Source organism: Roseomonas sp. KE0001, from assembly GCF_016107285.1.
Lineage (GTDB): Bacteria > Pseudomonadota > Alphaproteobacteria > Acetobacterales > Acetobacteraceae > Pseudoroseomonas.
In genome coordinates this window covers 17,222-30,328 of sequence record NZ_RCVQ01000013.1, presented here as the reverse complement: position 1 = coordinate 30,328, position 13,107 = coordinate 17,222, and the positions used below count along the sequence as shown (strand labels likewise).

At 70.4% G+C, this 13,107-nt stretch carries 12 protein-coding genes; 1 reads left to right on the top strand and 11 read right to left on the bottom strand.

Annotation, left to right across the window (positions count from 1 at the left end; translation table 11 throughout):
• Positions 1-10: 10 nt before the first annotated feature.
• Genes D9598_RS18915 through D9598_RS18875 form a run of 9 tightly spaced genes read right to left on the bottom strand, consistent with a single transcriptional unit; the run spans position 11 to position 10,215 of the window.
• Positions 11-1,588, bottom strand: a complete 1,578-nt coding sequence (locus D9598_RS18915) for an ABC transporter substrate-binding protein (protein ID WP_198368102.1) — start codon at positions 1,586-1,588, stop codon at positions 11-13.
• Positions 1,589-1,617: 29 nt separating this feature from the next.
• Positions 1,618-2,364 carry a polysaccharide deacetylase family protein gene (locus D9598_RS18910; protein ID WP_198368101.1) on the bottom strand — a complete coding sequence of 249 codons (747 nt, stop codon included), beginning with the start codon at positions 2,362-2,364 and terminating at the stop codon, positions 1,618-1,620.
• Entirely contained in the window at positions 2,361-3,194 is an 834-nt protein-coding gene (locus D9598_RS18905; RefSeq protein WP_198368100.1) for a polysaccharide deacetylase family protein, read from the bottom strand. Before D9598_RS18905 ends, D9598_RS18910 begins: the two co-directional genes overlap by 4 nt.
• 32 nt (positions 3,195-3,226) lie before the next feature.
• Positions 3,227-4,114, bottom strand: a complete 888-nt coding sequence (locus D9598_RS18900) for a GntR family transcriptional regulator (protein WP_198368099.1) — start codon at positions 4,112-4,114, stop codon at positions 3,227-3,229.
• A gap of 53 nt (positions 4,115-4,167) precedes the next feature.
• Positions 4,168-5,784: an ABC transporter ATP-binding protein gene (locus tag D9598_RS18895; protein ID WP_198368098.1), complete on the bottom strand. Its 1,617-nt coding sequence runs from the start codon at positions 5,782-5,784 to the stop codon at positions 4,168-4,170.
• Entirely contained in the window at positions 5,781-6,593 is an 813-nt protein-coding gene (locus D9598_RS18890; RefSeq protein WP_198368097.1) for an ABC transporter permease, read from the bottom strand. Before D9598_RS18890 ends, D9598_RS18895 begins: the two co-directional genes overlap by 4 nt.
• A 7-nt stretch (positions 6,594-6,600) precedes the next feature.
• Positions 6,601-7,548, bottom strand: coding sequence for an ABC transporter permease (locus D9598_RS18885; protein ID WP_198368096.1), 948 nt, complete (start codon positions 7,546-7,548; stop codon positions 6,601-6,603).
• 7 nt (positions 7,549-7,555) lie between these two features.
• Positions 7,556-9,106: an ABC transporter substrate-binding protein gene (locus D9598_RS18880; RefSeq protein WP_198368095.1), complete on the bottom strand. Its 1,551-nt coding sequence runs from the start codon at positions 9,104-9,106 to the stop codon at positions 7,556-7,558.
• Entirely contained in the window at positions 9,103-10,215 is a 1,113-nt protein-coding gene (locus tag D9598_RS18875; RefSeq protein WP_370592085.1) for a C45 family autoproteolytic acyltransferase/hydolase, read from the bottom strand. The genes D9598_RS18880 and D9598_RS18875 overlap by 4 nt, the downstream gene beginning before the upstream one ends.
• A 228-nt stretch (positions 10,216-10,443) precedes the next feature.
• Here D9598_RS18875 and D9598_RS18870 point away from each other — a divergent pair, with 228 nt between their 5' ends.
• Entirely contained in the window at positions 10,444-11,775 is a 1,332-nt protein-coding gene (locus D9598_RS18870; protein WP_198368093.1) for an aminotransferase class III-fold pyridoxal phosphate-dependent enzyme, read from the top strand.
• Between the two features lie 500 nt (positions 11,776-12,275).
• Here the strand turns inward: D9598_RS18870 and D9598_RS18865 are convergent, their stop codons facing one another.
• Positions 12,276-12,797: a hypothetical protein gene (locus D9598_RS18865; RefSeq protein WP_198368092.1), complete on the bottom strand. Its 522-nt coding sequence runs from the start codon at positions 12,795-12,797 to the stop codon at positions 12,276-12,278.
• Entirely contained in the window at positions 12,794-13,063 is a 270-nt protein-coding gene (locus tag D9598_RS18860; protein WP_198368091.1) for a hypothetical protein, read from the bottom strand. The genes D9598_RS18865 and D9598_RS18860 overlap by 4 nt, the downstream gene beginning before the upstream one ends.
• Positions 13,064-13,107 lie beyond the last annotated feature (44 nt).

Sequence of the window (13,107 nt, the reverse complement as noted above, 5' to 3'; positions counted from 1 at the left end):
GCGGCCCGCGCTACCGGCCGAGCGAGACGTTCCAGTAGCGCGGCTTCAGCCCGGGCCAGGGCTCGAAGCCCCGCACGGTGTCGCGCATGGCGGCGATGGTCTCGCGGTTGGCCCAGACCAGCATCGGCGCGTCCTGCAGGAACTGGTGGTGCAGCGCGTCGAAGACCGGCTGGCGCGCCGGGCCTTCCGGCGTAGCGGAAAGCTTCGCCAGCAGGTCGTTCGCCGCCGCGCTGCGCCACACCTTGTCCGGCGAGGCATCCGGCGCGCCCACGAAGCGGTCGAAGGTGAAGACCGGATCGAGATAGGGCGTGACGTTCCAGACCATGAGCTGGTAGTCGCCGCGGAAATACTTCTGCAGCTGCGCGCCGAATTCCAGGATCTCGACCTTCGCGTTGATCCCGGCGGCCTCCAGCTGCGCCTGCAACAGGATGGCCGTGTCCTTCATCAGCCCGAATTGGCTGTTGGAGGTGATGGTGACGGGCTGGCCGCGATATCCGCCCTGGCGCAGCAGCGTCGCGGCGCGGGCGGGGTCGAAGCCAATCTCGCCTTTCTGCACATTGGTGTAGAAGCGGCTGGTGGTGTGCACCAGCGAGGTGCCCGGCGCGCCGAAGCCGGCATAGAGGCTCTCCCGCATGCCGGCGGCGTCCACCGCGGCGACGATAGCCTGCCGCACCCGCGCGTCGGCCAGCACCGGGTCGCTCGCGCGGATCAGCACGGTGTTGAGCCCCGCGGTCGGCGAATGCGCCACCCGGATACCGGGCGCGGCCTCCAGCTCCTTGGCCAGGGTCGGGTCCACCTCCTGCAGCACGTCCAGGTTGCCGGCCTGCAGCGCCACACGGGCGGCGCTGGGGTCGGGAATCAGGGTGAAGCGGATCCTGTCCACCTGCGCCGCCTTGGCGCCGGCCAGGCCGTCCGGCGCCTCGGTGCGGGAGACATAGTCAGGGAAGCGCGCGATCTGCACGTACTGCCCGCGCCGCCATTCCTCCAGCATGAAGGGGCCGGTGCCGACGGCCTTGCTCCAGCGCCCCTCGGCATCCACCGCATCCGGGTGCGCGATGCCGCTGCTGTCGCAGTCCGAGCGCGCCATCATGCTGAGGAAGACGGGCGAGGGCTCGGCCAGACGGAAGGTGACGCGCCGCGCGTCCACCGGCTCCACCGCCGTCACATGCACCTGCCGTGTGCCGTCGAAGGCGGTGCGGCAGGGCCAGTTCATCTTCGGATCCAGGAAGCGGCCCCAGGTCCAGGCCACCTCCCGCGAGGTCACCGGCGCGCCGTTGTGGAAGCGCAGCCCCTCGCGCAGCGTGAAGGTGACGGCGCGGCCGTCGGCGCTGGTGTCGATGCTCTCGGCCAGCATTGGGCTGACGCTGCCGTCACTGCGCCAGGCGACCAGCCCTTCATAGATGTGCTGCAGCACGGCGCCCGTCGCGACATCCGGGCTGACGCCCGGCATCAGGCCGCGCAGGTCGGAGCCGATCATGCCGCGCAGCACCGTCTCCGCCCGGGCGGCGGGCGCGGCCAAGGGGGCGGAGAGCGCGGCGGAGAGCGCCAGGGGCAGGCACCGGGCCAGCCGGCGGGAGAGAAAGCGCATGGGCAGGGTCTCCTTGAAGCGGCTGGCTGTCAGAGCAGGTCGCAACAGCGGCGCGGGGTGGCGCCCAGGGCGGCTGCGCGGTCCAGCAGCCGGTGCAGCACCGGCAGGCGCGCGGCGCGCACCAGCCCCAGGTCGCCGCGCGGGTGTAGCGTCAGGCAGGCATAGCCGGCGACGGGCAGCAGCGCGTCCAGTTCCTCGTTCAGCAGGATCTCGGCGCGGTCCTGGGTCAGGCGGCGGCAGAAATGCGTGGCGTCGGCCAGCCCCTCGCTCCAGGGCAGTTCCAACATGGTGCCGCCGCCATCCTCCGCGAGAGGATACGGCGCGTCGTCATCCACGAAGCTGCTGTCGTAGCGGTAGCCCAGGCGCGAAAGGATCGGCAGCGTGTTCGCCGACAGCGTGCCGGTGGGTGCGCGGAAGCCGATGGGCGCCGCGCCGCAAAGGCGCGTCAGCGTGGCGTGCGCCTCTTCCAGCAGCGCGGCCTCGCGCGCCGGCTCCAGCGCCATGTGGTCCTCGAAATCATGGCCATGGGCGGCGATCTCGTGGCCTTCGCGCAGACAGCGCTTCAGCAGGGCCGGCATGGCCAGCGCCTCGGCGGCGGGCCAGAAGAAGGTGGCGTGGACGCGAAGATCACGCAGCGCGTCCAGTAGCCGGGCCAGCCCGACGCGGCCGGTGTAGCCGCCATGGGCGAAACGGCCGAACAGCGCGGCGCCGTTGCTCTCGGCGCGCTCCGGCCCCAGCCCCTGCACGTTGACGGTGAGAAGCAGGGTCGCGCTCATGCCCGTGGGCTCCGCCAGGATTGCGGCTGCGCCAGGCAATGCGCCGCGAGATCCCGCAGCGTCATGAAGCGCAGCCCCGGCACCGCCCTGGCCGCAGCCAGGAAGCGGTCCACCGCCGCCATGCGCGCCGGCGTGCCGGAGCCGTAGCCCGCGCGCGGATGCACGATGAAGTGCAGGTAGCCGTCGCCCTCCGCGATGGCCTCCAGCTCCTGCATCCAGTTCGCGAGCGCCTCCGCCGCCGTGGCCTGCCCCTGCACGTAGAGCGGCGCATCGTCCAGCGAGACGGTGTTGTTGGGCAGGATGACGAAGTCCTCGGCGACCGCGCCATCCACCGTGGCGAGATAGGGCAGGTCCTCATCCTTCTCGCTGCAATCGTAGACATAGCCGAGGCGCCGCAGCGTCGGCAGCGTCACCGCGCTCTTGCGGCCGGAGGGCGAGCACCAGCCCACCGGCGCCTCCCCCACGCAGTCGGAGAGGATGGCGTGGGTGCGTTCCAGCAGCTCCACCTCCTCCCCGCCCAGTTCCCAGCCTTCGTGGCGGTAGCCATGGGCGGCGATCTCGTGCCCGGCCGCGTGCACCTCCCGCATCAGTCCGGGATACAGCTCGGCGTCATAGCCGCACATGAAGTAGCTGGCGGGAATGCCATGGCGCGCCAGCACCTCCAGGCTGCGCGGGATGCCGCGCCGGGCGGCGTAGCGGCCGCGCGAATGGATGCCGAGGTGGTTCAGCCCCTTCCCCGCCTCCACGGCCGGGCCGTCCATGTGCACGGTGACGCAGACCACGCAGCTGGCGCCGCCGGGCCAGCGGGAAGGTGTCGCGGAGGATGTCATGCCCGCGAGCCTGCACTATGGCATGCCGAAGATCAATCCTTGGGAACGGGCCGCAGCGCCAGGGCATCGGCCAGGTGCAGGCGCATCTGCAGCGCCGCGCGGTCCCGGTCGCCGTCCAGCACGGATTGCAGGATCGCCAGGTGCTCCCGCACGTTCACGGCGGCGCGGTCCGGTCCCATGCGCCAGGAATAGTTGGACAGCGTCCGCAGTCGGTTCTGCTGCACCACGGCGGCGGCGATGAAGCGGTTGCCGGAGGCATCGGCCAGCCCGGCATGGAAGGCGGCGTTGATCTCGAAGAAGGCCACGGCGTCGTCGTCCCGCCAGGGCTTTTCCAGGAAGCGGCGGTGTTCCCGCTGCATGCGCGCGGCGAAGCCGGCCGGCAGCGCGAAGCCGGGTTCCAGCAGCCCCGCCGGCTCGATCAGCAGGCGGAAGCGGTAGGAGGCCGCGCGCTCCTCGCGCGAGGTAAAGCCGGCGGTGACGTGCCAGCCATGGCCGCGGTTGCGTGTTGCCACCCCGGCTTCCGCCAGTTGCGCCAGGGCCTGGGCCGCCACGCCGCGCCCGACGCCGAACTGCTGCGCCAGTTGCCGTTCCGAGACCTCGTCCGGCACGCTGCCATCGGCGCGGCCGCGCGCGATGGCCACCAGCAGCCGCGCCACGCCGCGTTCCTCGCCGCCGGGCAGCAACCGTTCCTCGTCCAGGTCCAGCGTTTGCAGCAGCACCGCCCTGCCCTCGCTGCGCACGGCGCCCAGTTCCTCCAGCAGCGCGATGGCGCCGTTCACCGGCGTGCGGGAGACGCCCAGCGCTTCCGCCAGGGCCAGGCGGCTCAGCCGCTCCCCCGGCGCGGCGCCGCGCTCCCGCAACAGGTCCAGGATGTTGCGGGCCAGGTTGCGGCGCAGGGGCGAGGTGGTCGGGTCGCTCATGGCGCGGGGCATAGGCGGGGGCGGCGCCGCTTGCAAAATCCGGCCGCGCCCCTTCAGGGCACAAGCCGCGGCGTCGCGTCCAGCAGCGCGCGGGTATAGGGGTGGGCGGGCGCGTCGAAGATGGCGTCGCGCGCCCCCTGCTCCACGATCGCGCCGTCCTGCATCACCAGCACGCAGTCGGCCACCTCCGCCACGGCGCCGAGGTCATGGGAGATGAACAGGCAGGCGAAGCCCCGTTCCTCCTGCAGCCGGCGGATCAGTTCCAGGATCTGCTTCTGCACCGTCATGTCCAGCGCGCTGACCGGCTCGTCCGCCACCACCAGCGCGGGGCGGCGGACGATGGCGCGGGCGATGGCCACGCGCTGCCGCTGCCCGCCCGAGAGTTGGTGCGGGAAGCGGCGGTCCATGCCGGGCAGCCCCACGGCCTCGAAGGTCTCGGCCACACGCGCGGCGCGGGCGGCGGCGGAAAGGCCGGGCTCGTGCCGCAGCGGCTCGGCCACGATCTCGCCCACGCGCTGGCGCGGGTCCAGCGAGGAATAAGGGTCCTGGAACACGATCTGGCAGGCCAGCCGGAACTCCCGCGCCGGGCCGGTGGTCACGTCCTGCCCACGGAACAGCAGCCGCCCGCCGCTGGGCTGCACCAGCCGCAGCATGGCGCGGCCCAGCGTAGTCTTGCCGGAACCGCTTCCCCCCACCAGCGCCACCGTCTCACCCCTTCGGATCTGCAGGTCCACGCCCTTCACGGCGCGCTTGCCGGGCAGGCGGCGGAACAGGCGGGCGCGGCCGGGATAGTCTACCACCAGGCCGCGCGCCTCCAGCAGCACCTCCCCTTCCGCGCGGGGCGGGCGCGGCAGGCGCTGCGGCATGGCGGAGACCAGCAGGCGCGTGTAACCGTGGCGCGGCGCCGTCAGCACCTGTCGCGCCGGGCCTTCCTCCACCACCCGGCCGCGCTGCATCACCAGCGCACGGTCGGCGTAGCGGGCGACGAGGCCCAGGTTGTGCGTCACCAGCAGCACCGCCGTGCCGTTCTCCCGCGCCAGCTCCACCATCAGGTCCAGCACCTCGGCCTGGGCGAGGTTGTCCAGTGCGGTGGTGGGCTCGTCCGCGATCAGCAGGCGGGGCTTCGGCAGCATCACCGCCGCCAGCATGATGCGCTGGCGCATGCCGCCGGAGAATTCGTGCGGGTAGGCGCGCAGGCAGCCCTCGGGGTCCGCGATCTGCACGCGCCGCAGCATGGCGATGCAGGCGGCGCGCTGGGCCTCCCGGCTCAGCGTGCTATGCAGCGCCAGCGCCTCGCCCAGCTGGGCGCCGATGGTCATGGCGGGGTTCAAGGAGACCATGGGTTCCTGGAACACCATGCCGATGGCGCCGCCGCGCAGCTCCCGCAGCCGGGCGGGGGCCACCTGGGCCAGGTCCTCGCCCTCCAGGCGGATGGCGCCCTCCAGCCGCTCCAGCCCCGGCGGCAGCAGGCCCAGGATGGCGCGGCCTGTGGCGGTCTTGCCGCTGCCGGATTCCCCTACCAGCGCCAGGATCTCCCCCGGCGCGATACCGAAGGAGACGCCGTCTACGGCGCGGAAGCCGCCGGCGCCGACGCGCAGGCCCTCCACTGCCAGCAGCGCCGCCTGGTCGGCCGCGGGTGCCGGGCGGCCGGGATGCAGGGCGATGCTCATTGTGGGCGGCTCCGGGGGTCGAGCTGGTCGCGCAGCGCGTCGCCCAGCAGGTTCACGCCCAGCAGGGTCAGCGCGATGCAGGCGCCCGGCGCGACCCCTAGCCAGACGGCGGATTCCAGGTAGGGCCGCGCGGCCGCCAGCATGTTGCCCCAGGTCGGCGCCGGCGGCGGCACACCCAGGCCCAGGAAGCTCAGCGCGCTTTCCGCCAGGATGGCCCAGCCGAACAGGCTGGTGGCCAGCACGATCAGCGGCGAGACGGTGCCGGGCAGCACGTGCCGCCACATGGTGTAGAGCGCGGAATTGCCGATGGAGCGCGACGCCTCCACGAACTCCCGCTCCCGGATGGACAGCACGGCACCGCGCACGATGCGCGCGACGGTCGGCGTATAGGCCAGCCCCAGCGCCGCCACGATGCCCCATTGGCTGGCGCCCAGCACCGCCAGCAGGCCGAGGGCGAGCAGGATGCCGGGAAAGGCCAGCAGCGCGTCGTTCACCAGCATCAGCACCCGGTCCACCCAACCGCGCGCGAAGCCGGAGAGCAGCCCGATCAGGCTGCCCAGCACTACCGCCGCCAGCACCGTCAGCGCCGCGACGAGGCAGGATGTGCCGGCCCCCGCCATCAGACGGCTGACCACGTCCCGCCCCACCTCGTCCGTGCCCAGCCAGTGGGCGGCGGAGGGCGCGTTGAGCCGCGCGCGCATGGCGATGCGCAACGGGTTCGCGGGCGTCCAGAAGAAGGAGGTAACGGCGGTGCCGAGCACCAGGGCCATCAGCGTGCCGCCGAGCACGGCATTCATCCGCAGACGCATGGGGGCCTCACTCCGCGGCGACGCGAGGGTCGAAGAAGGGGTAGAGCAGGTCTGTCAGCAGGTTCACCAGCACATAGATGGCGGCGACGAACAGCATGGTGCCCTGCACCACCGGATAGTCGCGGGCATAGATGCCGTCCACCAGCAGCCGGCCAAGGCCGGGGATGGTGAACACCGTCTCGATCACCGCGATGCCACCGAGCAGGTTGCCCAGCACGATGCCCAGCAGCGTCAGGGTCGGCGCGAAGGCATTGGGCAGGACGTGGCGCCGCAGCACAGTGAACTCGCGAAGACCCTTGGAACGGGCATGCGCCACGTATTCCAGCCGCAGCACGTCGATGGCGGCGCTGCGGGCCATGCGGGTCAGCACGCCGGTCTCGATCAGCGTCAGGGTCACCACGGGCAGGACGATGTAGAGCAGCGCCTGCCATGGGTTCTCGCCGAAGCCGACATAGCCGATCACCGGCACCCAGCCGAGCTTGAGGCCGAAGAACAGCAGCATCAGCAGCCCCAGCCAGAAGGAGGGGATGGAGAGCAGTAGCGTGGCGCCCCCCACCACGGCGATGTCCAGCAAGGAATTCTGCTTCCAGGCGGCAATGGTGCCTAGCGGAATGGCGATCAGCGCCGCCAGGGCCACCGCCAGCAGCACGATGGAGGCCGTGACCTGGAAGCGCTCCAGGATCAGCGGCAGCACCGGCTGGTCGTTGGACAGCGACCGCCCGAGATCCCCCCGCAGGGCCGCGCCGAGCCAGTTGAAGAACTGCACGGGCAGGGAGTGGTTCAGCCCCATGCTCTCGCGCAGCGCGGCGAGCTGGTCGGCATCGGCCGCGTCGCCCAGCATCAGCTGCGCTGGGTCGCCCGGCACCAGCCGCAGCAGGGCGAAGACCGCCACGGCCACCAGCAGCAGGGTCGGCACCGCCATGGCGAGCCGCTTCAGGGCATAGGTCGCGGTCATGCCGGGCTCAGTCGCGCGACACGTTCCACAGCCGCGTCAGGCCACCCGCCCAGGGCCTCGCGCCCTGCACGCCGCGGCGTACGGCCATGTAGTCCGGCTGGTTGTAGAGGATGACCATGGGCACCTGGTCCATGAACCGCTTGTACAGCTCGTCGAAGATCGCCTGCCGCGCGGCGGTGTCCGTGGTGGTCATGGACCGCCCGATCAGCGCCAGGGCCTCAGGATCCTCCCACACCTTGCGCGGCTGCGTGTCCTTGGGGCCGGACAGCATCTCGTAGGAGAGCGAGGGGTCGAGGCGCGGGGAATAGATGAAGGACATCATCTGGTACTCGCCGCGGGTATAGCGGTCGAGCTGCGTCGCCCAGTCCAGCACCTCCAGCTCGATCTTGATCCCCGCCTCAGCCGCCATCGCCTGGCTGGCCACGGCGGCGTCGTAGACGTTGGGATAGCGGCGATTGGTGATCATGCGGATGGTCTGGCCGCGATAGCCGGCCTCCGCCAGCAGCCGCTTGGCCGCCGCCACGTCCCGCGTCGGCCGCGCGGCCTGCGCCTCGCTCCGGAAGGCGCTGGCGCTGGGCAGGGGGGAGGCATTGGCCGGCGCGTCGTCGCCGATCATCGCCGTGACCAGTTCCGGCACGTCGAGCGACAGCGCGATGGCCCGGCGGATGCGCGCGTCCTTCAGCAGCGGGTCGCGCGTCTGCATCAGCAGGGCCGTCACACCCATGGTGGGCGCCGCCATCACCGTGACGCCGGCGCTGCGGCGCAGGTCCGGCAGTTCCGGGGCCGGCACTTCCGACAGCACGTCGACATTGCCGGCCAGCAGCGCCGCCTTGGCCGCCGAGGAATCCGGGATCACCACGAAGCGCAGCTTCGCGACTTGCGCCTTCTTGCCGCCCGCCAGGCCGTTCCGCTCGCCCGGCAGGGACGCGTACCCGTCGAACCGCTCCAGCTCCACGAACTGGCCGCGCCGCCACTCGCCCATCATGAACGGGCCCGTGCCCACCGGCTTGACCCAGGCGCCATCCGCGCCGACCGAGCTGGGGTGCAGAACCGCCGTCTCGCCACAATCCGGCCGCGCGATGATCGAGAGGAACAGCGCCGCCGGCTGTTCCAGCGTCACCGTCACGGTCCGCGCGTCGGGCGCCGCCATGTCGGTGACCTTGGCGATGCCGGACCGGCCGTTGAGATCCGGCAGGCAGCGCCACTGCGTCGCCGGGTCCATGTAGCGGCGCAGGCTCCACAGCACCTCGGCGGAGGTCAGCGGCGCGCCGTTGTGGAAGGTGACGCCCTGGCGCAGCGTGAAGGTGTAGGTCCGCCCGTCCGGCGAGACCTCCACCGTCTGCGCCAGCATCGGCACGGGCGTCGCGCGCTCATCCAGCGCGACCAGCCCTTCCACCATATGCAGCGTCACGGCATCCGTGTTGGCGTCCCGGTTGCCGCCGGGCTGCGTGCTGCGGATGTCGGAGTTGAGCGAGGCGCGCAGCGGTTCCTGGGCGACGGCGGGCAGGATGCCCAGCGCGGCGGCGGCGAGGCCCGCCAGCAGGGATGCGGTCTTCATGCGGCCTTCACCTCGGCTTGGGGGAACAGCTCGTAGCGCGTGAACCTGCGGTTCAGCGCGGGCAGCGGCGCGATCTCCAGCACGCCGCGCGCCGGCTGCATCACCAGCATCGCCACCGTGGCGGAGAGGTTGCCGGCGGAGTTCAGCCGCGGCGGGCGGCAGACGGCCCAGGGGCTCTGGTAGTCGTCGAACAGCGCGTCCTTCACCGCCGCCATATCCAGCTTGCCCCCGTGCGCTTCCAGCAGCTGCCGCACGCGCATGTCGCGGTACAGGCTGTCCGGCGTGGTGGCGATACCGGTATCCTTCAGCTTGCTCAGCGCGATCGGGCTGATCCAGTGATTGGCATGCACAATCAGGCCGTTGGTCGCGTGCACCTGGAAGCTTTCGTCCGGCGCGCATTCGAAGTTGATGGCGATGCCGCCGGCATGGCTGACGATGACGTTGTTGGAAGCCGACTTCACTGTGGTGTAGACAGCGTGGAAGGCGTGGGCGAGCTGCTCCTTTTCCAGCACCTTGCGGCGGATCAGGGCGAGCGGCACGCCGAGCGAGCGGTAGTCCCGGTCGCTCTGCAGGTAGTTGGCCGTGATGGCGATGCCCGCCGCGTTCAGCCCGGCCCGCGCCAGGCCGCCCGCTTCCACGAAGGTCAGGATATCCGGCCCGTCATCGCGGCGGATGCGCAGCACCACGCCGGTCTCGGCGCATTCGGATTTCCAGTCCCAGTTCTGCGCGTGGATCAGCGCGCCGTCGGCCGAGGCCTCGGGCAGCACCACCACGCCGGTGCAGCCATCGGGCTCCCGGCTCTCGGCCCGGCGCTTGCCGAGCTGCAGCACCTCGGTGCGCGCGTTGATCAGCACGATGTCCTCGAACTCGACATCGGCGCCGGCGGCGATGCCGCGCATCTCGGCGATGTAGTCCGGGTCGAAGGCCTCTATGCGCGGTAGGAATTCCCGCGCCCAGCCACGCACGGCCGCGGCACCATGGCCATCGGCGGCCAGCTGCGCGCCGTAATGGCCGATGCTGCGGCGGATCCGATCGGCGGCCTGCTGGCCGTAGAGCCGGCCGCGCTGCTCGGCGGTGCCGCTCAGCTCGATGAGGGGAAAGGGTTCCACGGGCACTGCTTCCTACCGACTGACTGGACTTTGGATGACCAAAGTGCAAGCATCCTGATACGCCATCGGTGAAAGCTCAAGGCGAATGATGCGCAACGTGCATTTTCCTCGCGGCACCGCCTGGTGCCGGTCCCACCGCGTGCGGACCCCCATGGACGAGGACCGTGCCGAGGCGGCACCCCGCCCCGCCCTCGCCCATGCCCACCTTCCCGCACGGATCGCCGCGCCATGAACGACCTCGTCTTCGACACCGCGCCCAATGACTTGGACGCCTTCTGGATGCCCTTCACGCCCAACCGGGCCTGGAAGCAGGACCCGCGCTTCGTCACGCGGGCGGAGGGCATGCACTACGTCACGCCGGACGGGCGCCGCATCCTGGATGCCATCGCCGGGCTGTGGTGCGTCAATGCCGGCCACTGCCACCCGCGCATCGTCGAGGCGATCCGCGCCCAGGCCGGGCAGCTCGACTTCGCCTCCTCATTCGGCCTCGGCCATCCGGCGGCCTTCGAATACGCCAACCGGCTGACGGAGGCGGCACCGCCCGGCTTCAACCGCGCCTTTTTCGCCGGCTCGGGCTCAGAGGCGGTGGACACGGCGTTGAAGCTGGCGCTGGCCTTCCACAACATCCGCGGCGAGGGGCAGCGGGTGAAGCTGGTGGGGCGGCAGCGCAGCTACCACGGCGTCGGCTTCGGCGGGCTCTCGGTGGCCGGCATCGGCACGCAGCGAAGGCATTTCGGGCCGCTGCTGCCGGGCGTGTCCCACCTGCCGCACACGCACGACCCGAAGCGCAATGCCTTCAGCCGCGGTCGCCCCGCCCATGGCGGCGAGAACTTCGCGGATGCGCTGGAAGGCATGCTCTACGCGCAGGACCCCTCCACGATCGCGGCGGTGATCGTGGAGCCGGTGGCGGGCTCCACCGGCGTACTGGTTCCGCCGGTAGGCTACCTGGAACGGCTGCGGGAGATTTGCGACCGCCATGATCTGCTGCTGATCTTCGACGAGGTGGTGACCGGCTTCGGCCGCCTGGGCGCCGCCTTCGGCAGCCAGGCGCTGGGCGTGGTGCCCGACCTGATCTGCTGCGCCAAGGGCATGACCAACGGCGCCGTGCCGATGGGCGGCGTGCTGATCAACGACCGGGTCGCCGAGGGCCTGCTCTCGCAGCAGGATGGGGCGACCGAGTTCATGCACGGCTACACCTATTCCGGCCACCCGCTGGCCGCCGCGGCGGCCCTGGCCACCCTGCAGGTGTACCAGGAGGAGGAGTTGTTCCAGCGCGCGGCCACCACGGCACAGACCTGGGAGGACGCGATGCACGCTCTGCGCGATGCGCCGGGCGTGACCGACATCCGCAACATCGGCCTGCTAGCCGCGATCGAGTTCGGCGCGGAAGCCGGCGGCAGCCCGGCACGGGCGCGCGCCATCGCGGCCCGCTGCTTCGATGCCGGCGTGCTGATTCGGGCCGTAGGGGATTCGCTGGTACTGTCGCCGCCTCTGCCGGTTACAGCCGAGCAGATCGAGCAGATTGCGGACACTATCAGGCAGGAAGCGAGGGCCACCTGATCTGACGGCATCCCCAGCGTTCACTGAAGCCAAGTTGGCATGGAGGGTTGAAGCCGCGGCCTCCGAATTACAAGATTGTCTATAGGACGTTTCTTATCAGAATTGCGGAATAGAGGTTACGCGACCTTTCTCTGTAGGCGCAAAGTTAGAATCTCAGTCCTGAGCAAGCCAGAAGTGTCAGTCTCCTGCCCTGGTCGGGGAGGTCAAGAGGCTGGCGGTCGCTGGGTCAAACTGAGCAAGCGCGAGTTACGCCGGATTGAGGTCCTGGCAGAAGTTGTGGCAAACCGGCTCAGCGTGGCGTCGGCGGCAGGCTGCTGGGACCGAGTTAGCGGCAGATGCGCCGGCTGCTGCGGTTGTTTCAGGACAGCGATGCGGGTGAAGTGGCGCACTTCGTCATCTTACACGCTGGCGCCTGAACATGGCTAAAGGCCAGAACGAGTTCTTCTGCGCGAGCTTGCCTGAAACCGATCCAGCAGCAGTCTGACGCGTTGCTTCAGGCTTTATTCGGGAGATTCAAGCTTCGATCCATCAGGGTGGAGCCATCTTTGCGGAAGCGGTGCGGCAGCATGTGCCGCCGCAACCTTCCGCAGCAACTCCGCCTCCGGATCCGTGATGGGCCGGACACCTCGTGGATAGCGCACAAATTCACCGCGGTCGCAGCCCATGCTGGCAGCGATCTCGCGAAGCTCAGGAGACAGCGGCGCATGCACCGCCGCCAGGACTTCCAGCCACGTTTCAAGGTCGGATCCAATCGGCCGATGCCCATTGGCCAGCCGCCGCACCGCCGCTGCGTCACAGCCCAAATGGCGGGCCAAGCCACGCTTTGTCCAGCCGATCAGATCAAGGCATTCGGTGAAGCGTTCCGGGGTCATCGTCATGGGCCCGGACAGTGCCGTGCGCCAAAGCGTGATGCAACGCCAGAAGCCGCCCAGCTTCGACTGACGCAGAGAGGAGGCGCGCTTGGACGCCCAGAACGGCAAGAGCAGGCCGTAGCCTGCTCCCGTCGCTGACGCTGCGTTCATGTTCTCCCTGCCCCGCCCAGATCACCGCGGAAGCTTGGCACTGCAGCCGCGGCGCGGATGGCCTGCCGCTGATGCAACAGCTCCAATAGGAACGCCTCACTCTCTGCGTCGATCAGGTTGGCAATGATGGCGCGGCCGGCAACGTCCTGGATGACGGCACACAGAAAGGCAGGATCGGCAGCGCTTGTGCCGAGCGCCACACCGTTACCGGCTTCGTCCTGCAGGATCAGGGGCTGGCCCAGAAAGGGTAGGGCTTTGGTGTTCATGGTCGGCACTTTCCGCGGCAGGTGGTGGCAGAAACAAAAGGAAA